The organism is Pseudomonas lyxosi (genome assembly GCF_047758685.1).
In the GTDB taxonomy this organism is placed as follows: Bacteria; Pseudomonadota; Gammaproteobacteria; order Pseudomonadales; family Pseudomonadaceae; genus Aquipseudomonas; species Aquipseudomonas lyxosi.
In genome coordinates this window covers 4804768-4829123 of sequence record NZ_CP180481.1, presented here as the reverse complement: position 1 = coordinate 4829123, position 24356 = coordinate 4804768, and the positions used below count along the sequence as shown (strand labels likewise).

19 protein-coding genes are annotated in these 24356 nt (G+C 59.7%); 16 read left to right on the top strand and 3 right to left on the bottom strand.

All coding sequences use genetic code 11. The features are described from left to right. The first annotated feature begins 11 nt into the window (after nt 1-11). Together ACMXYI_RS22170 and ACMXYI_RS22165 are read left to right on the top strand one after the other, a co-directional pair. Entirely contained in the window at nt 12-476 is a 465-nt protein-coding gene (locus ACMXYI_RS22170; protein WP_415769082.1) for a MaoC family dehydratase, read from the top strand. Nucleotides 477-618: 142 nt separating this feature from the next. Next, nucleotides 619-1761 (top strand): patatin-like phospholipase family protein, encoded by a 1143-nt coding sequence (locus tag ACMXYI_RS22165; protein ID WP_415773952.1) that lies wholly within the window; start codon nt 619-621, stop codon nt 1759-1761. A gap of 282 nt (nt 1762-2043) precedes the next feature. On the opposite strand, the gene ACMXYI_RS22160 is transcribed toward ACMXYI_RS22165, so the two are convergent. Further along, nucleotides 2044-2691, bottom strand: a complete 648-nt coding sequence (locus ACMXYI_RS22160; RefSeq protein WP_415769081.1) for an MliC family protein — start codon at nt 2689-2691, stop codon at nt 2044-2046. A gap of 471 nt (nt 2692-3162) precedes the next feature. Here ACMXYI_RS22160 and ACMXYI_RS22155 point away from each other — a divergent pair, with 471 nt between their 5' ends. From ACMXYI_RS22155 to otnI, 6 genes are all read left to right on the top strand, one after another. Further along, on the top strand, nt 3163-3330 hold the full coding sequence (locus ACMXYI_RS22155; protein ID WP_282479280.1) for a hypothetical protein: 168 nt from the start codon (nt 3163-3165) through the stop codon (nt 3328-3330). Then, entirely contained in the window at nt 3323-4228 is a 906-nt protein-coding gene (gene ltnD, locus ACMXYI_RS22150; protein ID WP_095132767.1) for an L-threonate dehydrogenase, read from the top strand. Before ACMXYI_RS22155 ends, ltnD begins: the two co-directional genes overlap by 8 nt. Nucleotides 4229-4255: 27 nt before the next feature. Then, on the top strand, nt 4256-5548 hold the full coding sequence (gene otnK / locus ACMXYI_RS22145) for a 3-oxo-tetronate kinase (protein ID WP_415769080.1): 1293 nt from the start codon (nt 4256-4258) through the stop codon (nt 5546-5548). Next, on the top strand, nt 5545-6183 hold the full coding sequence (locus ACMXYI_RS22140; RefSeq protein WP_415769079.1) for an aldolase: 639 nt from the start codon (nt 5545-5547) through the stop codon (nt 6181-6183). Before otnK ends, ACMXYI_RS22140 begins: the two co-directional genes overlap by 4 nt. A 174-nt stretch (nt 6184-6357) precedes the next feature. Continuing rightward, complete coding sequence (locus ACMXYI_RS22135; protein WP_415769078.1) at nt 6358-7818, top strand: SLC13 family permease; 1461 nt, start codon at nt 6358-6360, stop codon at nt 7816-7818. A 119-nt stretch (nt 7819-7937) separates the two neighbouring features. Then, nucleotides 7938-8729 carry a 2-oxo-tetronate isomerase gene (gene otnI / locus ACMXYI_RS22130; protein WP_415769077.1) on the top strand — a complete coding sequence of 264 codons (792 nt, stop codon included), beginning with the start codon at nt 7938-7940 and terminating at the stop codon, nt 8727-8729. Nucleotides 8730-8772: 43 nt separating this feature from the next. On the opposite strand, the gene ACMXYI_RS22125 is transcribed toward otnI, so the two are convergent. Then, nucleotides 8773-9594, bottom strand: a complete 822-nt coding sequence (locus tag ACMXYI_RS22125) for a DeoR/GlpR family DNA-binding transcription regulator (protein WP_415769076.1) — start codon at nt 9592-9594, stop codon at nt 8773-8775. Between the two features lie 127 nt (nt 9595-9721). Between ACMXYI_RS22125 and ACMXYI_RS22120 the strand changes: the two genes are divergently transcribed. The 8 genes from ACMXYI_RS22120 (at nt 9722) to ACMXYI_RS22085 (ending at nt 19006) form a co-directional block, all read left to right on the top strand. Further along, the gene (locus ACMXYI_RS22120) at nt 9722-10594 is read left to right on the top strand and encodes a CHAD domain-containing protein (protein WP_415769075.1); all 873 of its coding nucleotides are present in this window, start codon (nt 9722-9724) and stop codon (nt 10592-10594) included. A 192-nt stretch (nt 10595-10786) separates the two neighbouring features. Further along, a complete protein-coding gene (locus ACMXYI_RS22115; protein ID WP_415769074.1) occupies nt 10787-11722 on the top strand; it encodes a Ppx/GppA family phosphatase in 936 nt (311 codons plus the stop codon). A gap of 126 nt (nt 11723-11848) precedes the next feature. After that, nucleotides 11849-12622, top strand: coding sequence for a ParA family protein (locus tag ACMXYI_RS22110; RefSeq protein ID WP_415769073.1), 774 nt, complete (start codon nt 11849-11851; stop codon nt 12620-12622). A gap of 63 nt (nt 12623-12685) precedes the next feature. Then, nucleotides 12686-13099 (top strand): arsenate reductase ArsC, encoded by a 414-nt coding sequence (locus ACMXYI_RS22105; protein ID WP_415769072.1) that lies wholly within the window; start codon nt 12686-12688, stop codon nt 13097-13099. Between the two features lie 133 nt (nt 13100-13232). After that, a complete protein-coding gene (locus ACMXYI_RS22100; protein WP_415769071.1) occupies nt 13233-14330 on the top strand; it encodes a carboxynorspermidine decarboxylase in 1098 nt (365 codons plus the stop codon). Nucleotides 14331-14357: 27 nt separating this feature from the next. Beyond that, nucleotides 14358-15593, top strand: a complete 1236-nt coding sequence (locus ACMXYI_RS22095) for a saccharopine dehydrogenase family protein (RefSeq protein WP_415769070.1) — start codon at nt 14358-14360, stop codon at nt 15591-15593. 328 nt (nt 15594-15921) lie between these two features. After that, nucleotides 15922-17643, top strand: coding sequence for a type I secretion system permease/ATPase (locus tag ACMXYI_RS22090; RefSeq protein ID WP_415769069.1), 1722 nt, complete (start codon nt 15922-15924; stop codon nt 17641-17643). Beyond that, nucleotides 17636-19006 carry an HlyD family type I secretion periplasmic adaptor subunit gene (locus ACMXYI_RS22085; protein ID WP_415769068.1) on the top strand — a complete coding sequence of 457 codons (1371 nt, stop codon included), beginning with the start codon at nt 17636-17638 and terminating at the stop codon, nt 19004-19006. Before ACMXYI_RS22090 ends, ACMXYI_RS22085 begins: the two co-directional genes overlap by 8 nt. 361 nt (nt 19007-19367) lie before the next feature. Here ACMXYI_RS22085 and ACMXYI_RS22080 read toward each other — a convergent pair whose 3' ends face one another. Continuing rightward, complete coding sequence (locus tag ACMXYI_RS22080) at nt 19368-24194, bottom strand: M10 family metallopeptidase C-terminal domain-containing protein (protein WP_415769067.1); 4827 nt, start codon at nt 24192-24194, stop codon at nt 19368-19370. Nucleotides 24195-24356: the final 162 nt, after the last annotated feature.

The window sequence follows — 24356 nt, the reverse complement described above, 5'->3', positions numbered from 1 at the left end:
AGGGTTGAATCATGACCATCCATTCCTGGGAAAAACTCTACCTCGATGACCTGAGCCTGGGTCAGCAGTTCGAAAGCGACAGCCTGCGTGTCCATCGAGCGTCGATGCTGGCCTTTGCTCAGGAGTTCGACCCGCAACCGTTTCACCTCGATCCTGAAGCCGCCGAGCTGAGCCTGTTCGGTGGTCTGGCGGCCAGTGGCTGGAACACCGCCGCCCTGACCATGAAGCTGCTGGTGGAAAGCGTGCCATTGGCAGACGGAATCATCGGCCTGGGCATCGAGTTGAGCTGGCCGACGCCGACCTACCCGGACGATCTGTTGCGTCTGCAATGCACCGTGCAGGCCATCGAACCGTCCAGCTCCAAAACAGATCGGGGTGTGGTGACCGTGTTCATGGAAACGCTCAATCAGAATGACAAGGTCGTGCAGCGAGCCACCGGAAAACTGCTGGTCTTCAGAAGACCGGCGCCTGATTGAGAAAGTAGTCATGGGTGTGTGGAGCGTGCGTGATCGGCAAGTCGTCTTGCCGCTACATTGAGCGTGTACTTTGTCGATTGCAGGGGCCGGAGGAGGCGTTTTGAGAACATTCCTGCTCAGGCCTAGCGCCTCAACGCTGAACATGTTGCGTCAAGCGTGCCTGCAACGCCGAGATGCGGTGCCGCCAACGTTAACGGAAAAAGCGCTCATCCCTGGCATTCCGGATGCTCGCTACTGGCTGGACCAGAATCTGACGCCGTTCATTCGGGATGTGAGTCAGGCCAACATTCGAGAAGCCGAGGCGCTCGCCAGCGCTGGGATGCCCAATGACACCCTGCCACTGGCAAGCATGTTGGCCGTTTCGGGGGGCGGCGACGCAGGCACATTTGCGGGGGGCATCATTGCGGGATGGACCCTGCATGGGTCTCGACCGGTGTTCAAAGTCGTCACCGGCATTAGCGCTGGCGCCCTGGTCGCTCCGTTTGCCTACCTGGGGCCCCAGTATGACGGTGTCATTCTGGGTATCTGCAACGCAGTCGGTCCAAAAGACATTTTCCATCCGCGCAATGTGCTGACCCGTCTTGCCAGTGACGGTATCGCGCACAGCAAGCCACTGTCGCGGCTCATTGCACAGCACATCACTGCCGAGGTTCTTGCGGCGATCGCGTCGGAATACGCCAAAGGACGTCTGCTGATGATCGGCACCACCGACCTTGATTCTGGACGTCCGGTCACCTGGAACATGGGTGCAATTGCCTCCAGCCAGGCACCGGGCGCGCTCGACCTGTTTCGCAACATCATGATCGCGTCGATGAGTATTCCCGGCGCCGTCTCACCGGTCATGATCGATGTGGAGGTTGACGGTCAACAGTTTCAGGAAATGCACGTGGACGGAGGCGTTCTGACTCAAGTGTTCCTTTACCCACCCGGCACCGTGATGGCGCTGAACCGCGTGACAGGGGCGCGATTGCGTGAGGAACGTCATTTCTATGTCATTCGCAACGGCAAGCTGGAGCTGCAGTGGTCCGGAACCAAGCGCCGCACCTTGAGCATCGGCGGTCGCGCCATCAGCGCATTGATCCAGACTCAGGGGATCAGCGATCTGGATCGCATTTACCGAATTGCACAGCAGGATGGCGCGGACTTCAATCTGGCGTACATCGGCTCCGATTTTGATATTTCTCGCAATCATAGATTTGATGGCGAGTACATGAAGCGCTTGTTCGACTACGCCTTTCAACTCAGCGCGAAAGGGTATCCGTGGCATAAATCGCCAAGTACGTGAGAGAGAGCCGGCGCTCTGCCTAATGCCAGTCAGTTAAGCCGTAACGCGATCTGTAGCAGCTGCCGAGCCCGCGAGGCTGCGTTCGGCTGCGAAGCAGTCGAATCCGGCTGACGCGGTATGCCTGACGTACCGCAATGACTGATTTTACGACTGCTACGCAGCCGAACGCAGCCTCGCGGGCTCGGCAGCTGCTACAAAAGTGTCGCGGCTGAAATTGCTTAACTGACTGGCATCAGGAAATATCCAGAGGCGCGATTTTGCCTCCGGACTTGCGCCAAAAAATCAGCTGACCGGCTCGGCCGAACAACTCATAGCCCCTGAGCCTGGCTTCTGAAAAATGACCCCGTTACCGTCTTGCCAGAAGCGGTAGTTCCCCTGGGAATCCTTGCCAGTGTATTGGGTTCCCGAATCACTCGGCACCTGGCTCAGGGTGATCGAGGTGTTCGCCCATTTCAGGTACACGACACCCGGCTGCGTGTTGAAGAAGGTGGCGGCAATCAGTGCGTTAAACCCGGTACAACGAAAAGCCTGGGGGCCTTCGGTAAGCCTGTCTGGATCCTTGGTTCTCACAATGGCCGAACCTTGGCGTAGCTGGTGCGCGCGCTCGGCATAACTTCGGATCGTGCACGCCTTGGGCTCAGACGTGGACGCACACTGATTACGCGAATCGATCCAGAACTGCTGGTCGATCAAGACTTTGTCTGGCGGCGGTACTGAACGTTGATCCGTGAGCGCCAGGCGATAAAGACGCGTCAATTCGATATCCATCTGCGCCAGTTGCGAATCGCGACAGATAAGCTTTTCGACGGATGCCCTTGCCGTGGCGCAGTCGAAGCTGGTCTTGAACGACGCAGCATTTGCGCAGGTGCTCGTCGCCGCGCAAACGCTGGCAGCGAGCAGACAGGTGAAAAAGGTCGTGACCGTTTTCATGTTGGCTTCACCCAGATCATGACGTGATCCCCGGATTGCCATGGAACCTATCGATCTGTTGAACATTCATTCGTTCGCATTGGGTGTATCGCAGTGTAAGTCAGTGCTCAGAACTTGCCACACCGCCGGGCGCAGAAACGCATGTCTTGTAGCAGCTGGCGGAGCCTGCGTCCGGCTCTGTAGCAGCTGTCGAGCTTGCGAGGCTGCGTCCGGCTGCGCAGCAGTCGTGAAATCAGGCAATGCGGTGTATCAGGAAAACCGCGCGCTCAGGGTTTACGACTGCTGCGCAGCCGGACGCAGCCTCGCAAGCTCGACAGCTGCTACAGCTCACGCATGGGTTTACCGAGGATCCGCAGGGCATGTTAAAAAATGTTAGATTGAAAAAATACTTCACATAATCTGATCATTGGTAGATGATCTTCACCAGCCGGTATGACAACCTGATAACACGACAAAAACAGGATTGCCTTGATGTTCGACGAGATCCCGACTCATGTGCTGAATGACAGCGCCCCTCAGCGGGTTTATCCGCTCGGCGCTGATCCTGTCTACCGCAGCCCTCTCTACAACGCGGCCAATGTCTGCGCCTTGCAGGCGCGCAAGCAGTCGCTGCTTTCCTCTGGAGTACCCCATGAATAACAAGAATGTCGGTGTTGTCGGTCTGGGCGCGATGGGCCTGGGCATTGCCCGCTCGTTGTTGCGCAGCGGTTTCAATGTGCATGCCTGTGATGTGCGGGCTGCGGTGACTGAACAGTTTGCCGGGGAGGGCGGCGTGGCTTGCTCTTCGCCGTCGCACATGGCCGCTGAGTGCGACGTGATAGTGACCGTGGTGGTCAACGCCGAGCAGACCGAAACCGTACTGTTTGGTGAGGGTGGTGCCGTGGCCGCACTGCGGCCGGGCAGTCTGGTGATCGGCTGCGCCACCGTAGCCCCGACTTACGCGGTGGATCTGGGCCAGCGCCTGGCCGCGTTGGGCCTGCTGTATCTGGATGCACCGATTTCCGGTGGCGCCGCCAAGGCGGCCGCTGGCGAGATGACCATGATGACCTCGGGGCCGGCCGACGCCTATACCAAGGCTGAGTCGATCCTGGCGGGCATGGCCGGCAAGGTTTATCGCCTGGGTGACGTCCATGGCCTGGGTTCGAAGGTCAAAATCATCAATCAGCTGCTCGCCGGGGTGCACATTGCCGCCTCTGCCGAAGCCATGGCGCTGGGCCTACGTGAAGGGGTCGATGCCGATGCGCTGTATGAGGTAATCACCCATAGCGCCGGTAATTCCTGGATGTTCGAAAACCGCGTACCGCACATTCTCAAGGCTGACTACACGCCGTTGTCCGCGGTGGATATTTTCGTCAAGGACCTGGGTCTGGTGCTGGATACCGCCCGGGCCAGCAAATTCCCGCTGCCGCTGTCGGCCACCGCTCACCAGATGTTCATGCAGGCGTCCAGTGCCGGTTTCGGTCGTGAGGACGACTCGGCGGTGATCAAGATTTTCCCGGGCATCGAATTGCCGACTGCCAAGCCCCAGTCCGTTTGAAGCCCGAGCCCGTTTGAGGAACACCCCATGACTACCTCCACCGCACGCCCGCTGCTGGGCTGCATCGCCGACGATTTCACCGGTGCCACGGACCTGGCCAACATGCTGGTGCGCGGCGGAATGCGTACCGTGCAAAGCATCGGTATCCCGAGCGCAGACGTTGCCGCCGGGCTTGACGCCGATGCGATCGTCATTGCGCTGAAGTCGCGCACCATTCCGGTCGCCGACGCGGTCGAACAGTCCCTCGCAGCACTGGCCTGGCTGCGCGAACAAGGCTGCGAGCAGATCTTCTTCAAATATTGCTCGACGTTCGACTCCACCGCGGCCGGCAATATCGGCCAGGTCAGCGAAGCGCTGCTGGCGGCGCTGGGTAGCGACTTCACCCTGGCGTGTCCGGCGTTTCCGGAGAATGGCCGGACGATCTTTCGCGGCCACTTGTTTGTGCAGGATCAACTGCTCAGCGAGTCGGGCATGCAGCATCACCCGCTGACGCCGATGACCGATGCCAACCTGGTTCGGGTTTTGCAATCGCAGACCGGCCTGAATGTCGGTCTGTTGCGCTACGACACCATTGCCCGCGGCGCTGAGCAGGTGCGTGCGCGGATCGCAGAGCTGAGGGCTGAAGGTGTCGGCATGGCCATCGCGGATGCCTTGTCGGACAGTGATCTGTACACCCTCGGTACCGCCTGTGCCGATCTGCCGTTGTTGACGGGTGGTTCGGGGCTGGCCCTGGGTTTGCCGGAAAACTTCCGTCGCGCCGGCAAGCTGCGCGACCTCGATGCCTCGAAACTCCCGGCGGTGTTCGGCGGGGAAGTGGTGTTGGCCGGCAGTGCTTCGATCGCGACCAATGGACAAGTGGCGGCCTGGCTCGAAGCCGGGCGGCCGGCCTTGCGGATTGATCCATTGGCCTTGGCTGCGGGTGAACCGGTGGTGGCGCAAGCCTTGACCTTCGCCCGTGATAATGAACAAACCGTATTGATCTACGCCACCAGCTCGCCGGATGAGGTCAAGTCGGTGCAACAGCAACTGGGTGTCGAGCAGGCTGGCAGTCTGGTGGAAAACGCCTTTGGCGAAATTGCCCAAGGTCTGCGTCAGAGCGGTGTGCGCCGCTTTGTGATCGCCGGCGGAGAAACCTCGGGCGCTGTGGTTCAGGCGTTGGGCGTACAGCTGCTGCAGATCGGCGCGCAGATCGATCCGGGTGTGCCGGCGACCGTCAGCAGTACTGACGAACCTTTGGCGCTGGCACTCAAATCGGGCAACTTCGGTGGCCGCGACTTCTTCAGCAAAGCCTTGAACCAACTCGCGGGAGGTGCTCAGTGAGTAACGAAAACGCCCTGCGCGAAGAAATCTGCGAGGTTGGCCATAGCCTTTACCAGCGCGGCTACACCGTCGGCAGCGCCGGCAATATCAGCGCGCGCCTGGATGACGGCTGGTTGATCACACCGACCGACGTCTGCCTCGGGCGCCTCGATCCGGCGACCATCGCCAAGGTCAATCTGGCCGGTGAATGGGTGTCCGGTGACAGGCCTTCAAAGACTCTGGCGCTGCATCGCCAGGTCTACGACCGCAACCCGAGTGTCGGCGGCGTGGTGCATACCCATTCCACTCATCTGGTGGCGTTGACGCTGGCCGGTGTCTGGCAGGCGGACGACATCCTGCCGCCGCTGACGCCGTATCAGGTCATGAAAGTCGGGCATATCCCGCTGATTGGCTACCAGCGACCCGGTTCGCAGAAGGTTGCCGAGCAAGTCGCGCAGCTGGCCAATAGTGTTCGCGGCGTGATGCTCGAACGGCTTGGCCCGGTGGTCTGGGAAAGTTCGGTCTCCAGGGCCAGTTACGCGCTGGAGGAGCTTGAGGAAACTGCGCGGCTCTGGCTGATGAGCCATCCCAAACCGGAACCTCTCGACCAGGCGGCTTTGGACGAGTTGCGACAGACCTTCGGCGCGACCTGGTAAAGCGCTGGCTTAACACCACAAATCGATACAGCAGGCCCTGCACATGAGACGCGCAGCGACTCTCGACGGACCCGGCTTGCCTGAAAAAACAATAACAACAGGAAATCCAAGCATGACTCACTTCAGATTCAGTGGCAGAACCGTTTCGTTTACCCGGCGTGGAGGGGTTCTGAAATGAGCCCGTTAATCCTGATGATTACCGCAGGGGTGGGCATCGCACTGTTGTTGTTCCTGGTGCTCAAGTACAAGTTCCAACCCTTCGTAGCGTTGATGCTGGTGAGCATTCTGGTGGCGCTGGTGGCCGGGGTGAAACCGGCCGATCTGGTGGCGACCATTGAAGGCGGCATGGGCAAGACCTTGGGCCATATCGCGATCATCATTGCGTTGGGCGCGATGATCGGGCGGATCATCGAGCTCTCCGGTGGTGCCGAGGCGCTGGCCAAGACCCTGATCACTCGTTTCGGCAACCGGCGCACACCGCTGGCGCTGACGATTGCCGGGTTCATGGTCGGGGTGCCGGTGTTCTTCGAGGTCGGGGTGATCATCCTGATGCCGCTGGCCTATGGCATTGCGCGCAGTGCGCGTAAGCCGCTGTTGGTCTTCGCACTGCCGATGTGCGCGGCCTTGTTGACCGTACATGCCTTTCTACCGCCACATCCGGGCGCCGTGGCTGCTGCCAGTCAGTTGGGCGCGGACTTGGGTCGCGTACTGATGTTCGGTCTGCCGCTCACCGCGTTCCTTTGCTATGTCGGCTACCGCGTGGCCGGGCGCATGACCCGTCGGGTGTACCCGATGACCGACGATATTCGTGCCGAGGTCTATGGCCCGCATGTCACCAACGAGGATCTGGCCGCCTGGTCCAATGGCAACGACAAGAGCGCTGAGCGAGCGGCTGTGGCCGTGTCGCACATGGGCCTGGAAGAATCCACCAGCAGCATCGTTTCCAAGTTGCCGCCGGCGCCCCCACCAGGGTTTGGTTTGATCGTCAGCCTGATCCTGCTGCCCATTATTCTGATTTTGCTGGGAACGCTGTCCACCTCGTTGCTGCCTGCCGAATCGACCCTGCGCGGCATCATGACTGTGCTCGGCGCGCCGCTGGTGGCGCTGCTGCTCGACACCTTGCTGTGTGCCTGGTTGCTGGGTTCGCGTCGGGGCTGGAGCCGAACTCAGGTGTCCGACGTGATCGGTTCGGCCTTGCCCGGAGTGGCCATGGTGATCCTGATTGCCGGTGCCGGCGGGGTGTTTGGCAAGGTGCTGGTGGATACCGGAATCGGCGCGGTAGTCTCCGATATGCTGCGCACCACCGGTCTGCCGGTACTGGCGCTGGGCTTTCTGCTGACCCTGCTGTTGCGCGCGGTACAGGGCTCGACGACGGTGGCGCTGGTGACCACCGCCGGCATCATCAGCCCGCTGATTGCGACCCTCAATCTCACCCCGAACCACATGGCTTTGCTGTGCCTGGCCATGGGCGGTGGCGGGTTGGCCATGTCCCATATCAATGACGCCGGTTACTGGATCTTCACCAAGCTGTCCGGGCTGAACGTGGCCGATGGCTTGCGCACCTGGACGGTGTTGACCACCTTGCTCGGCACCTTGGGTTTCTGTATTACCCTGCTGATCTGGCCCTTTGTCTAACGAACTGTCGACCTGTAGGAGCACGGCTTGCCGGCGATGGCGTCCTTGAGATCGCCATCGTCGGAACGCCGCCCGGAGCAAGCTCGGCTCCTACAGAAAAGCCATACATAGGAGCTACCATGCCTCGTTTTGCTGCCAACCTCAGCATGCTCTACCCGGAACATGCGTTTCTGGATCGCTTCGCCGCCGCGGCTGCCGATGGTTTCGAAGCGGTGGAGTATCTGTTCCCCTACGACTACAGCGCTGAAGAACTCAAGCAACGCTTGAGCGACAACGGCCTGGTGCAGGCACTGTTCAATGCGCCGCCCGGTGATTGGGCGGCGGGCGAGCGGGGTACGGTGTCGTTGCCGGGCCGTGAGAGTGAATTTCGTAGCGGTTTTGATCGCGCCCTGGAATACGCTAGCGTGCTGGGTAACTCACGCATCCATGTCATGGCTGGCCTGCTGCCGTCCGAGAGTGATCGGGCACGGCATCACGCCATTTATCTGGAAAACCTGGCCTATGCCACCGCCCAGGCGGCGAAGGTCGGGATCACGGTGCTGCTGGAACCGATCAATACACGAGACATGCCGGGCTTTTTCCTCAACCGGCAGGACCAGGCCCAGGCCATCTGCAAGGAAGTAGGCGCCAGTAACCTGAAGGTTCAGTTCGACTGTTATCACTGCCAAATCGTCGAGGGCGACCTGGCCACTAAACTGCGTCGGGACTTCGACGGTATCGGCCATATCCAGATCGCCGGCGTACCGGACCGGCATGAACCGGACCTGGGAGAAGTCAACTATCCCTATCTGTTCGAGCTGATCGACCAATTGGGTTATGACGGCTGGGTAGGGTGCGAATATCGGCCGCGTGGCAACACGTCTGCCGGTTTGCAGTGGTTGCGGGAGTGGAAGGCGCGCCAAGCGCAATAACGAAGATGGACGACGGCTCTGCTGGATGCGCGAGCCCGTCGTTTCAGGCCGGGGTATTGTCAGACGGCAGCAACAGTTCGACTCCCTGCTTGCGAATGCCATCGGCCGCGGCCGGGGCCAACGCGTCGTCGCTGAGGATAATGTCGAACTGCTCGAGTCCGGCAATCTTGTACATGCTGAATGTGCCGTACTTCGAACTGCTGGCCACCAGCACCACTTGCGAGGCCGATTGCATCGCGGCTTGTTTCACCTCCACCTTCAGCGCCGAAGGCGTGGTGAGGCCGCGACGCAAATCCCATGAACTGGTCGATATGAACGCGATGTCGGTGACAACCTGGCGCAAGGTGGCAACTGCCAGGCCGCCCACGCACGATTGATTGGAGTGATCCAGCTGCCCGCCGGTATGAATCACCGTGACATGGGGGGCTTCGATCAGCGCCTGGACAATGCCGAAGTCGTTAGTCACCACGGTCATGCCGGACAGCGCCTTGATGTAGGGGACGATTTCCAGCGTGCTGGTTCCCGCATCCAGGTAAATCGTCATATCGGCATGCAGCAGCCGGGCGGCGAGCTTGGCCATGGATTGCTTCTGTGGCAACTCGACCACCGCCTTGAGCTGATGGCTGGGCTCACTATGGAGCTGGCTGGCGATCCGCACCCCACCCGTTACCGAGTAAGCACGACCTTCCTGCTCCAGCAGCGCGATATCGCGACGTATGGTCATGTGCGAACAGTCGAACATTTCCATCAACTGATGAACGCTCAGCACCTGATGCTTGCGCAACTGTCGCAGCATCAATTCACGGCGCTGTTCAGGAATCATCGGTGCGCCGCTTTCGGCGGCGATGTCCTTTTGAGTAGGCATTCGGGCTCCAGATTAAGGAAAGCTGACGGTCAAGTTAATGGTCAAACATAGTAGCGAATCTGTGGCGGGATCAGTAGCGCGGCGATGTGACGGGGCCGCGGTTAGCTCTCAAGGAGAGTCAATATTGATGATCGATGCTTCTGCTAAGCTCGTGTCAATTCCGTTTCAACGAGATGACCGAATGGCATTCGTCGACAAGTTCGTTGCTGAGATACTCGCCCTTCAGGTTGCCCTGTATCACGCCCGTGCTCGGTTGGAGGCACGAACTGATAGCGAAGCTTTACATGATCTCAGGATCGCCGTGAGGCGTATCAGGAGTTTGCTTCGACCGACGCGCTCCATGAGCCAGGTGGCAACTCTGAACATCGCGGCAGCTGAAGTGGGAAGGCTGACTACACCCGCTCGGGATCTGGAGGTGATGATTCAGGAACTGGAGGGCAGGGGGTTTCCTGCCCAGGTTCAGCTCAGAAAAGCGCGCTTGACGTCTAACTACTCCAGGATTCTAAAAAGCCCGGTCCTCAAGAACTTGTTCATTCAATTGGATGAATGGCCTTCCATCTTTCGATCAGTGGAAGTCAGTGGCGGGCTAAAACACATCCAGCCCCAAATCGAAAAAGCACTGAAAAAGCAGATTGATCGACTGCATGCTGCCGTGGATGACACTGAATTTGATCGGCACGAGCTGAGAATCCTGGTCAAGCGCACGCGCTACCTCACAGAAGCTTTTCCCAGGCTTTCACCACTCTCGCGTAAAGCGGCGAGTTCTCTCAAGGCACTGCAATCGGCTTTGGGTTCATGGCATGACCATTATCAGTGGTGCCAAAAGGCGCTGAACGAATCCGACCTGCGCCCGCTGGAAAAGATATGGCAGAGCTGCGCAGCGACCGCGCTCGAAAAAGCCGAGACCCAATTGGTAGGGTTGGCAAAACTGCTGCCAAAATCAGCAGGCAAAAAAAAGCCGCCTGAAGTGGCAGCGGAAGAACGAGCACGCGTTGTATAGCCTGAGTATTGCTGTCGAAGGTTACAGCGCGATGACACATTTTTTGCATCCTTTGAAGATCACATCCTCAAGACCCGCGATCCTGGTGTCTGCTCATTCGTAAAGGGTGGAGGGTGTCATCTTAGCGTCATCGACTCCATGGCAAGATCCTCGCAAACCACCTGGTGCGCTCAGCTTGCAAGGAATCCCCCCATGAAAGGAGACGCCTCTCTATTTGCAGCCATTGACCTTGGTTCTAATGCGTTTCGCATGATGATCGGCCAGTCAGTCAGACGGCGTCAGGGGTTTGTGATCCAGGAAGTGAAAACCTTGCGTGAACCTGTCCGTTTGGCGGAAGGGTCTCAAGGCGGGGCACTGGACGAGTTGGCGTTGGATCGGGGATGGCAAGCGCTCGCACGATTTGGCAAAAAGTTACGCGGCTTTGAGGCCGGACGTGTGCGGGCGGTAGCGACCAGTGCAGTGCGCGAAGCCGACAATGCTCAACTGTTTTTGGCCAGCGCGGAGCGGCACCTGGGTTTCCGGATTGACGTCATCTCTGGGCATGAAGAGGCCCGGCTGGTCTACGCCGGTGTTGCTCATACAGTGCCGGGTACACAGAGCAGGCGACTGGTCGTGGATATCGGTGGAGGCTCCACTGAACTGATTCTGGGGCAGGGCGCTCAGCCCTTGTTGACCGAAAGTATTGCCATTGGCAGTGGCACCTTCGGCGCGCGTTACTTTCAGGGTGGCTGTATTACGGCTCAGGCACTCCTGGAGGCTGAGCGTGTAGCCACACTGCAGTTTGAAAAGGTGGCGCGTCGTTATCGCGCGTTGGGTTGGCAGCAGGTGATAGGTTCTTCAGGCACCGCACGGATGCTGGCCAAAGTACTGAAGGCCAACGGGTTGAACGACTATGGCGAAAGCGGCATCACCTACAGCGGCCTGTTGCGCCTGTCGTTGCGCCTGCTTGAAGTGGGGCATGTCAAACAGCTTCGGCTGACGGGCTTGCAAAGCCATCGCCAGAGCATCTTGCCTGGAGGTCTGGTACTCATGCTGGCGGCATTCAAGGTGTTTGGTGTCTCGCATATGACGCCTTCCGAGCCGGGTTTGAGGTTCGGCGTTCTGCATGGTCTGATGTGTAATCACTGATCAACCCATAGCAACCTTGCGGAGCAGGGACCTTTACGTTGAATCGTTACAGCTTTTACAGTGCTTGAAGCTATTAAAATCAGGGAAAGACATGATGTCCACCTATGCTAATTTTTCGGACATTTCATGAGACGTGTGGTTTTTAATCAAAAAGGGGGCGTCGGGAAATCCAGTATCGCGTGTAACCTCGCGGCCATCAGTGCCTTTGAGGGCTATCGCACCCTGCTGATAGATCTGGATGCCCAAGCCAATGCTACTCACTATTTGACCGGACTCAGCGGCGAAGATATTCCCCTGGGGATTGCCGACTTCTTCAAACAGACACTGTTCCCAGGCCCGGCCTCAAAGAAGGCCCAAGCCAATATCCATGAATCCCGTTTCGACAACTTGCATTTGATCGCTGCCTCGTCGGAGCTGAGTGATCTGCAATCCAAGCTCGAGACACGCTACAAAATCCAGAAACTCAGCAAGCTGCTGGACAGGCTCGATGAAGACTATGAGCGGATCTATATGGATACGCCGCCCGGTCTGAATTTTTACAGCGTCTCGGCGCTGATTGCCGCTGACCGCTGTTTGATCCCTTTCGATTGCGACAGCTTTTCTCGCCAGGCGATTTACGGTGTGCTGCGAGAAATCGAGGAGATCAAAAGTGATCATAACGAGAGGCTGGAGGTTGAGGGCATCGTTGTTAACCAATTCCAGGCTCGCAACGCACTGCCGCAACGACTGCTCGACGAGCTGATTGCCGAGAAAATGCCGGTGTTGTCTGCGTATCTGATGAGTTCGGTGAAGATGCGTGAGTCACACCAGGCCAGCAAGCCACTGATCTATCTGGAACCGCAACACAAGCTGACCCGGCAATTCGTAGAGCTGTTCAACTTGCTTGAAAGCCACGCCTGAACGGGGCCACTACCCGTCGACTAAAATTACTGGTTCAACAGACTGAGAGTGGGGGAGAGAGTCATGGCTGACAAATTTCGAGTGCTGTTCGTTTGCGCAAAAAATGACGTTCGTTCACTCATGGCAGAAGCACTGCTGCGACACACTGACTCGGTACACTTCGAACCCAGCAGCGCTGGCCTCGAGGCCAGTGAGATCGACCCACGCACCTTGGAAACTCTCGATCATATTGGTGTAGACCGCACGGGACTGCGTAGTAAAGCCATCGATGAGCTTGAGGGGCAGCCGTTCGATTATGTCATCACTCTGTGCGATAAGTCGTCCGAAGAGGCCGCTCGGATGCCATCCTCGGGCGAAGTGATCGTGTGGAGTTTTGAAGACCCTACGACCAGCGAGAGACATGAGCCTTTTCGTCATGCTCTCCAGGAAATTCACGACCGCATTAAAATGTTTGTCACCGTGAAGACCAGGCAGTGAAACTTTTCGAGGTGCCTGGGACTTAAATTGAGCCACGTTTCGCGTGGAGAGGGCTTCCTGCTCTTTCGATATGTAGCGAGTGAAGGCACAATGCGCATCCTTTTTTGGCTGGCCTTGCCGGAGGCGCCTCGAAATGATCAAAACGCCGTACTACCTCATCGATAAACAAAAGCTGCTGGCGAACATGCAGAAGATCGCCTATGTGCGCGAACAGTCCGGGGCCAAGGCCCTGCTGGCACTCAAGTGCTTCGCCACCTGGTCGGTGTTCGACCTGATGCAGCAATACATGGACGGCACCACGTCGTCGTCGCTCTACGAGCTCAAGCTCGGTCGGCAGAAGTTCGCTGGCGAGACCCATGCCTACAGCGTGGCCTGGGCCGACGACGAGATCGAGGAGATGCTCGAGAACTGCGACAAGATCATCTTCAACTCCATTGGCCAATTGCAGCGCTACACCGAGGCTTCAGCAGGCAAGGTGCGCGGCCTGCGGGTCAATCCGCAGGTGAGCAGCTCGGATTATCTGCTGGCCGACCCCGCGCGGCCGTTCAGCCGTCTGGGTGAATGGGACCCGGTGAAGATCGAGCAGGTCATCGAGCAGATCTCTGGCTTCATGTTCCACAACAACTGCGAGAACGGTGATTTCGGCCTGTTCGACCAGATGCTGTGCACCATCGAAGAACGCTTCGGCGACTTGCTGCACAAGGTCGAGTGGGTCAGCCTCGGTGGTGGCATCCACTTCACTGGCGAAGGCTACGCGCTGGACGAGTTCTGCGCGCGCCTCAAGTCCTTCTCGCAAAAATACGGCGTACAGGTTTACCTGGAGCCGGGCGAAGCCGCCATCACGCAGAGCGCGTCGCTGGAAGTCACCGTGCTCGACACCCTCTACAACGGCAAGCACCTGGCAGTCGTAGACAGCTCCATCGAAGCGCATATGCTCGATCTGCTGATCTATCGCCTGAATGCCAAGCTGGCGCCTAGCGATGGCGAGCACACGTATATGGTGTGCGGCAAATCCTGCCTGGCCGGAGACATTTTCGGTGAGTATCAATTTGATCGTCCTTTGGCTATCGGGGATCGGCTGTCGTTCATCGACGCAGCGGGTTACACCATGGTCAAGAAGAACTGGTTCAACGGCCTGAAAATGCCGTCCATCGTAGTGAAACAACTCGACGGTACCGTCGAGGTGGTTCGTGAATTTGGTTACAACGACTACATGTCCAGCCTTTCGTAAGCTGGCAGAGAAGGAGAGAGAGAAAAATTGAAGAAGAACGTGCTTATCATTGGTGCAGGAGGTGTCGCCAAGGTGGTGGCCCACAAGTGCGCGCAGCACAACGATGAACTCGGTCGTATTGCTATCGCGTCGCGCAACATCTCCAAGTGCCAGGCCATCATCGACAGCGTCAAGGCCAAGGGCAGCCTCAAAGTGCCCGCCGAAATCCAGGCCTTCTCGCTGAACGCCCTGGATGTCGAAGCGACCAAGGCGCTGATCCGCGAAACCGGATCGCAGATCGTCATCAACGTCGGATCCGCCTTCCTCAACATGTCGGTGCTGCGCGCCTGCATCGATACCGGCGCGGCCTATCTGGACACCGCCATTCACGAAGAACCGGGCAAAATCTGCGAGACGCCGCCCTGGTATGGCAACTACGAGTGGAATCACCTCGAAGAGTGCAAAGAGAAGAACATTACCGCCATTCTCGGCGTGGGCTTCGACCCGGGTGTGGTCAACGCCTATGCGGCACTGGCGCAACAACAGTATTTCGACCGCATTGATTCGATCGACATTCTCGACGTCAACGCCGGTTCACATGGCAAGTATTTCGCCACCAATTTCGACCCGGAAATCAACTTCCGCGAATTCACCGGACAAGTGTGGAGCTGGCAGAACAGTCAGTGGACCAGCAACACAATGTTCGAAGTAAAACGCACCGACGACCTGCCGGTTGTCGGGTCGCAGAACCTGTACCTGACCGGTCACGATGAAGTGCACTCGCTGTCGAAGAATCTCGACGTGCCCAACGTGCGTTTCTGGATGAGCTTCGGCGAGCACTACATCAATGTGTTCACCGTGCTCAGGAACCTCGGCCTGCTCTCCGAGCAACCGGTCAAGACCGCCGAAGGCCTGGAAGTCGTGCCGCTGAAAGTGGTCAAGGCCGTGCTCCCGGATCCGAGCTCGCTGGCGCCTGGCTACACCGGCAAGACCTGCATCGGCGACCTGATCAAGGGCACCAAGGATGGTCAGCCGCGCGAAGTGTTCATCTACAACGTGGCTGATCATGAAGACGCTTACGCGGAAACTGACAGCCAGGGCATTTCCTATACCGCAGGCGTGCCGCCCGTGGCGGCAGCCCTGCTGGTCGCCCGTGGCGAGTGGGACGTGCAGCGCATGGCCAACGTCGAGGAGCTTCCGGCTGAGCCGTTCCTCAAGGCGCTGGATGTGATGGGCCTGCCGACCCGCATCAAGGACGAGAATGGAGACCGTCCCTGGAGCTGAAACGCTTGAGGCTCGCCACATACAGGTGAGCCGAGTTTCCCGCTCCATATGCAAAAACGCCGCTCTTTGAGCGGCGTTTTTGTTTGTGCGAGCTTTGGACCGCAGTGGGGAATGCAACATCCCCGCCCGTCACCCACATGGAAACCCAGCCCGTCGAACCGGCACTAACCCGTGGTTGCGTGGTCAGTAATTGGCGCCTGTAGCGACGAGGATCGTCTCTGATAGCGGCGCATCCGGCTACGTTTAGTGTTTTCTCCAATGCCTTGGGGCAAAAAAACCGCGATGGATTGCGTCCTGGACCGACTTTTCCTTTTGCGGGCGACACTCTATGGGTTTGCTTCTCGATCCGCGTCATGACATTGATGCCGCTTTATTAAGCTATCGCCGAGTGTTCTGGTCGCTGGCGCTGTTCAGTGGGGTGATCAACCTGCTGGTGCTGGTGCCGTCGCTCTACATGATGCAGGTGTACGACCGGGTCCTCACCAGTCGCAACGAAACCACCTTGTTCATGCTCACCTTGATCGCTCTGGGACTGTTCATGTTCAGCGCCCTGATCGAGTGGGCCCGCGGCGAGGTGATGATTCGCATGAGCGCGGGGCTGGACGATGCCTTGGGCGAGCGGATTTTCGACGCCGCCTTCGCCCGCAGCCTGCGCGAGCACAACGCCAACCCGGCGCAGGTGCTCATCGATCTGGCGACGCTGCGGCAGTTGATCACCGGCCAGGGCCTGATCGCCTTGCTCGATGCGCCGTGGTTACCAATCTTCCTGCTGGTGGCGTTCATCTTTCATCCCTGGTTCGGCGTGCTGACGCTGATTCTGGCCCTGGTGCTGATCGGTCTGGCGCTGTGGGGCGAGTTGTCGACTCGCACACGCTTGGGCGAAGCCAATCGTCTGGGTGTGCAGTCATCGATCTATGTAAACAGCACGTTACACAATGCCGAAGTCATCCAGGCCCTGGGCATGCTCGGGCCGTTGCGCCAGCGCTGGAGCCTGCTGCAGCAACGCATCATTGCCGCCCAGGCCCATGCCAGCGACCGCGGCGCGCGTATCACTTCGATGACCCGTTTCGTGCGCATCTCCGGACAATCTTTGGCCCTGGGGTTGGGGGCGTTATTGGTGCTTGAAGGCCAATTGTCGGCGGGCATGATGATTGCGATGTCGCTGCTGCTGGGGCGTGCCCTGGCGCCCGTGGAAATCGCCATTGGCTCGTGGAAGCAATTCAACTCCGGCCGCCAGAGCTACCAGCGCCTGAGCCAACTGCTTGCCCAGCATCCGCGCGAGCGCCTGCGCATGCCTTTGCCACCGCCCACCGGGGCAGTGCGCCTGGAGCAGTTGTATGTCGGCCCGCCCGGCGCCTCGCAACCGATCCTGCGGGGTATCAATTTCAGCCTGGCCAAAGGTGATGTGCTCGCCGTCGTCGGCCCTAGCGCCAGTGGTAAATCAACGCTGGCCAGGGCGCTGGTTGGCGTATGGCCGGCCATGGGTGGGTCGGTGCGCCTGGACGACGCCGAGATCAGTCAATGGTCCCACGACGCCCTGGGCCCGCACCTTGGATACCTGCCGCAGGACATCGAGCTGTTCGACGGCAGTGTGGCCGACAACATTGCCCGCTTCGGCGAGCAGGACGCTGACAAGATCATCGCCGCCGGGCGTCACGCCGGCATTCACGAGATGATCCTGAGGTTCCCCAAGGGTTACGACACGCCGCTGGGCCCCGGCGGGCTTGGCTTGTCCGGTGGACAAAAGCAACGCCTTGGCCTGGCTCGCGCGCTCTATGGGCGCCCGTCGCTGATTGTGCTCGATGAGCCCAACTCGAACCTCGATGACGCCGGAGAGCGGGCGCTGGTGCAGGCCATCAGTGCGCTCAAGGCTGCTGGCAGCACCGTGGTGCTGATTACCCACCGGCCTAATGTGCTGGCGGTGGTCGATTACATTCTGGTGCTCAAGGACGGCACTCAACATGCATTCGGTCCACGGGATCAGGTGCTCAAGGCATTGATGCCGGGGCCTAGACCGGCCGCGGTCCGGGAGACTGGCGAAGATGCGTGATCTGACCCCTGGGACACAAACGTACAGCGAGCAGGGGACGAGCGTGCGCGACGCGACAACGCTGCCCTGCGCCAATACCGACGCCGGGGGGGCGGCACGCTATGGTGTGGGTTTCCTGGTCCTGACGCTGGGCGGCTTCCTGCTCTGGGCCTGCCTGGCGCCGCTCGACCAGGGTGTTGTGGGCAGCGGCACCGTGGTGGTGGCGGGCGAACGCAAGGCTGTGCAGTCGTTGGTCGGTGGGGTGGTGGAAAAGCTGCTGGTCAGCGATGGCGACCGCGTCACTCAGGGGCAGCTGCTGGTGCAGCTCAATACGGTGCAGGCGCAGTCGCAACGGGACGTGACCCTGGGCAAGTTGCTCAACGATCGCAGCGTCGAGGCGCGGTTGATTGCCGAGCGCCTGGGCTCAGCCGAGATCCAATGGCCCGCTGAACTGCTGGAACGCGCCGATGAGCCGCGGGTCAAGGCCCCCATGGCCTTGCAGAGCCAGTTGTTTTTGACCCGCCGCGCAGAACTGGGCAGCCGTTTGCAGATCATCGAACACGAAGCCGCGGCATTGCAGCAACAATTGCTCGGCTACGAAGGCGTCAAGCGCAACTACGACACGCAGATGCGCTTCCAGCAGCAAGAGCTGGAAGGCCTGCGTGGATTGGCCCGTGAAGGCTTCATTCCGCGCAACAAACTCTTCGAGGCCGAGCGAAATGCAGCCCAATTGGCCGGACAGATTTCCTCCGGAGTGGGCGATGTCGGCAGGACCCGCCAGGCGATCAATGAAAGCCGGCTCAAGGCCTTGCAGGCGCAGCAGGAATTTCGCCGCGATGCCGAAACCCAGCTCAGCGAGGTCTCTGCCGAGGCGGCAGGTTATGCCGATCAGATTCGTGCCTTGCAGTTTGAAGTCGACAACGGGGCGATCCGTGCGCCGGTGTCCGGGCAGGTCATGGACGTGAACATTCATACGGTCGGGGGCGTTGCGCAGGCCGGCCAAACCCTGATGCAGGTGGTGCCGCTGGATGCGCCGATGGCGATCACCGCGCGTTTCGAGCCGCTGATGGCCAATAAACTGCGCCCGGGTCTGCCGGTGCATGTGCATTTCACCGCGCTGCAACGGGTGGATACGCCGACGGTCACCGGCACGGTGACTACGGTGTCGGCGGACCAGTTGATCAATGAACAGACGCACCAGCCGTACTTTTCCGCCAAGGTCGAAATTCCCGCCGACACCGTCGCCTCGCTGCAGGCCGCCGGCCTGCTGGTGCGCCCCGGCATGCTCGCCGATGTCACGGTGGTGACGGGGGAGCGCACCTTGATGAATTACCTGATGAAACCTTTGCGTGAACGCTTGCTTGCGGCGTTCAAAGAGGAATGAGCATGACCGCTGCGCACGACGCCTCGCGCCTCAATGACCCGACCGTGTAATCGGCACACGGTCGTTTGTGATTGGGTCTGTGGTTAATGCCAATCAGTTAAACCGCAACGCGATCCCTGTAGCAGCTGGCGAAGCCTGCGTTCGGCTGCGCAGCAGTCGTAAATCCTGAACCCGCGGTTTAACTGAAACACCGCGGTGACTGGTTTCACGACTGCTGCGCAGCCGAACGCAGGCTTCGCCAGCTGCTACAAGGATCGCGTTAGCGGCTTAGCTGAATGGCATTAGGGTCTGTTGGTGGTCTTTAGTTTTTCGGGCACTGCAAATCCCTTATGGGAGCGAGCAAGCTCGCTCCCATAAGACGTCAGGCTGTAAAGTCGCTGGCGTGCAGTTCCTTGACGCCCACCAAATCGAATTCGAACTCAGGGGTGGCGTCAGCGTTGACACTGCCGTAGAGAATCCCATCGGCAAAGCGCAGTTGGCCGGTGGCGTTGGTGGGGTCGAAGGCATTGCTGCCGATGAACGTGAAGGCGTCGACGTTGGCGGTCAGCGGGTTGGCATCCAGGCCGGTAAGATCCAGATGATCACCCTCGGTGGTCTTGAAACCGCTGATCACATCGCGCAAAGCCCCGACGCCCATGTCCGACAGCGCACCAAACGCGTAGGTATCCGCGCCAGTGCCACCGGTGAGGGTGTCGGTGCCTGCACCGCCGATTAGCCGGTCATCGCCCGAACCGCCCACCAGCGTATCGTTGCCCGCACCACCGCTCAGAACGTTCGCCGCGCTGTTGCCCGACAGACTGTCGGCGTAGGCGCTGCCCGTCAGGTTTTCGAAGAATTTCAAGGTGTCGAGCCCGGACCCCACGGTGTTTTGTTGTGCGGACGTCGAGAGGTTTACGGTAACGCCGGACAGGGCGCGTTCAAAAGACACCGTGTCATTGCCATCGCGCCCGTCCAGCACGTTGTTGCCGGCTCCGGCGAACAGCGTGTTGTCCAGCGCGTTGCCCGTGCCATTGGCAGCGCCAGTGCTATCGATATACAGCTGCTCGACGTTGGCGCCGAGGGTATAGGCCGCCAAACGGCTGTGCACGCTGTCGATCCCTCCAGGCGCCGCATTGCTGTTGGTCTCGATCACGGTGTCGTCGGCGTTGTCGACGTAGTAGGTGTCGTTGCCATCGCCGCCGCTCATGCTGTCGTCCCCTGCGGCACCATCGAGCACGTTATTGGCGGCATTGCCGGTGATGAAGTTGTGCCGCTCATTGCCGGTGCCGTTGATGGCCGACACACCTGTGAGCACCAGGTTCTCGAGATTGGCGCCCAGGGTCCAACTGATCGAGGCCTGCACCGTATCGATCTGCGAGGTCGAGGTGTTGGTCTCCACCGCGCGGTCGAACGCGTTATCGACCACATAGATGTCGTTGCCATTGCCCCCGGTCATGGTGTCGGCGCCCAGGCCGCCATCCAGTGTGTCGTTTCCCGAAGTGCCCACCAGGGTATCCGCCTGGCCGGTACCGGAAATCATGTTCTGAGCGTTGTCGAAAATCTCCTGCACGCTGTTGTTGTCGTTGGGGTTGCCCTGGAAGCCAAGGTCATTGGCAATGTAGTCGGCCAGGCGCTGGCCGACGATCTCCGCCGACTCCTCGTGCAGGTGCCAGACGTCGTCGGGATACGCCTGCGGATCGACTTCGTGGCGCAAAGGGAGGTCGGTGTAGTCCACCGCCAGCTTGACGTCGACGCGCTCGGCGGCGATGGCTTCCTGGGCGGCGCGGACATAGCCAACCCCCTCGACGATGGAGGCAATCTTCTCTTCTGAATAACCACGGGTACGCGCCGCATCCTGCTCGTAGTGACCGGTTTCCATCATGTACACGCTGAAGTTGCCGAACTGGGCATGCAGGTAATCAAACACCTTCAGGGTCGCAGCCTTGTAGGCCGCTGCTGCCGCTGGTTTGTCCGTGGCGCGGGCGATCTCCTGGGCGGCTTCCTCGCCCTGGCCCCAAATGATGCCCATGGTGACGTTATTGATGGATTGCAGTTCGGTGAGCTGGTCCCGCAGCAGTGTCACGGCACGCAACAGTGCAGCTCCGGGTTGGTTGGTGTCGGTCAGCCACCAGCACAACTTGAGTTCCTCGGCGCTGAGGGTCGACAGGCCGGTGACCGTGCTGCCGCCCACCGCGATGTCGATGCCGTTGCCATCGGCATCGGCGAACTGGCTGCGCACATCATAGGGGGTGTAGCGGTTCAGGTCGTTGACCAGCATCGAGGTGCCGGACTGATTGTCGTCCTCCGTCATGCGCAGCAGGCGCGCATTGGATTGGCCGAGGGTGGGCACGTAGAGGATGTCCTGCTGGACGCGCTCGCCGAACACGAAGTCGCTGGCGGTCAGGGTGTTGAGGTAGTTGCCGTTGAGGGCGATTTCAAAGCGATTGCCATCGGCGTCGGCCTCGGCGGATTTGATGTAGGTCTTGTCGCCGGCCGTGTTGAGGGTGATGTACAACGTGCCATTGCTGCCATCGCCAAGGCCGAAAATGCCAAGGCCCGACACATCGATCTTGTCGACGCCCACGGTGAAGTCATAAATCGTGTCGGTGGCCGTGACACCGCCGGTGTCGTAGTCGCGGTAGCTGTCAAGTACGTTGGTGTAGCGGAAGGTGTCGGCACCGTCGCCACCGTACAGCGAATCGCGTCCGGCGCCGCCGTCGACGATGTCCGCTCCGGTGCCGGCCTTGATTGTGTCGTTGCCACCGAGGCCGAGGATCAGGTCTGCGCCCGCCGTGCCGTTGATCGTTTCGGCATTGTTGGTGCCAGTGATGGTGTTGGCGGGCGCATCGGCCACTACCAGGGCAAAGCTATCGCTGACCGCAGCACCGGCCGGGTCCGTGGCTTTGACCAGCACGTTGTAATTGCCGGACGCGGTGCTGGTCGGCGTGCCGGTGAAGGTCAGGTCGGTGGCATTGAAACTCAGCCACGCGGGCAGGGCGCTGCCATCGGCGAGGGTCGCGGTATAGCTGAGGCTGTCATTATCCGGATCGGTGAAGCTGGCGGCCGGCACCACGTAGTTGAATGGGGTGTTTTCGGTGGCGTTCTGATCCAGCAATGGCGTGGCCAGCACCGGCGCCTGATTGGTCGGCGACGAGGTGGCGAAGACAAAATTGGCGCTGGTCAGCGTGCTGAGGTAGTTGCCGTCCAGCGCCACTTCGAACCGGTTGCCACTGGCGTCGGCGGTCAGGGTCTTGATGTAAGTCTTGGTGCCGGCACTGTTGAGCACCAGGTACACGGTGTTGTTTTTGCCGTCCCCCAGGCCGGTGAAACCCATGGCCGAGAGGTCGATCTTATCGGCGCTGATATCGAAATCGGTGATCAGGTCGCCAAGGTTGGCACCGCCGGTGTTGTAGTTGCGGTAGCTGTCCAGGCGATTGGAGAACACAAAGATGTCCGCTCCGGCGCCGCCGGTGAGGGTGTCCATGCCGGCACCGCCGTCGAGCTTGTCGTTGCCCGCACCGCCACTGAGGCTGTCGTTGCCCGCCAGGCCGAGCAGGGTGTCGGCCGAATCGCTACCCAGCAGCGAGTCGCTGCCGCTGGTACCGGTGATCACACTATTGAAGACGAAATTGTTGGCGGTCAGGGTGCTGGCGAAGTTGCCCGAGAGAATCAATTCGAAGCGATTGCCGCTGGCGTCGGCATCGTAGTCCTTGATGTAGGTGCGGTCGTTGCTGGCGCTGTAGCTGACCTGCAGGGTGCCGCCACGGCCATTGCCCAGGCCGGTGAAACCGAGGCCGGCGAGGTCGATCTTGTCCTGGGTGACGTCGAAGTCGGTGATGGTGTCATCGAAGCTTGCGGTTGCGTTGCGGTAACTGTCGGACTGAGCGACAAAACGGAACGTATCGGCGCCGGTACCGCCGGTGAGTTTGTCGATGCCTGCACCGCCCACCAGAATGTCGCCACCGGCCCCGCCATTGATAGTGTCGTTGCCGGCTGCGCCATAGAAAATCTCGTTGGCGGCGCTGCCCAGCAGGGTGTCGTTGCCAGCCGTACCTTGCACGGTGGTCATCGGCACTGTTGCGCTGACGTAGCTGCCGGCGCCATAGACCAGCGTGGCGCCCTTGCTGGTGTGGCTGATGGTGTTGCCGATGATGGCGTTGCGATCGGTGCCGTCTTCATTGCGCTCTGCAACGCCGTAGGTCGACAGGTTGCTGCCGCTGATGATGTTGCCCTGGATCGTGTTGTCGCTGCCGTTGAAGTACTTGCCGGACACGCCCAGGGTGTCGTCGTAGGACTGGATGATGATTTCCGGTACGGGGTTGCCCAGGGAATTGTTGTTGAGCGTGTTGTCGATGATCTCGACGTGGTTGCTGCCGTAAATGCGGATCCCGGCGCTGGTGTTGTCGTGGATATTGACGCCGCTGACGGTCACCTCGCTGGACAGTTTGATCAGCACCCCTTCGGCGCCGTTGCCGTACACCTCGCCACCGGTGATGGTGATGTTGCTGGGGGAGGGGATGTCCTCGCTGCCGCGCTGCACCACGATGCCATTGCCGCCATTGTTGTAAGCAACGTTGTTGGTGAGCGTGAAGTCGTGGGTACTGGTGACGACGTTGAAACCGTGGCGGTCATTGTCGTAGGCGACGTTGTTTTCGAAGGTGCTGTCGCTGAGGAAGTCAGCAACGAAGCCGTCCAGGCCATTGCCGTGGGACACGCTGTTCTTGATGACCATGTTGACGGTCTGCTCGTGGGGGTCGAAACCGTACCCGGAGCAATCCTTGATCTCGACGCTGTCGAGGGTGACGTTGGAGTCGTAGCCTTCCTGGCCGGGAATGTAGCCGTTGAACCAACCGTCGATCTTGCCGGTGGTGTTGTCACGGTTGCCGTCGATGGTGAGGTTGCTGACGCCAAAGTCGTGGGTTTCCTCGCCATAGGCCGAGCGGATGACCCCCGTGATCTTGGTGTCGGAGCCGTCAGCCACCTTGACGGTGGATTTGCCCATGCCGTCGCCGTACAAGTAGACGTTGCTCTTGAGCATCAGGCAGCCGTCGGAGGGTTCCTCGCCACCTGAAACGATATAAGTTCCGGTCGGTATATAAACCTGACCACCGCCTGCAGCGGCCGCCGCATCAATCGCGCTTTGTATCGCCGCTGTGTCGTCTGTGATGCCATCTCCTTTGGCGCCAAAATTCTGTACATTGAAAATCATGAGCTTATCTCCGTATCAGGCTAATACCTCGGAAGATGCCAATATTCCATCGACAGCCACCGTGTTATGACCCAACGGAGCGCAAAAGTTGTGACCACATATCGGGGAAGTGTCAAAAAACCGCACTAACTGATCAGCGGTTGTGCGGTATTTCGAAAAAAT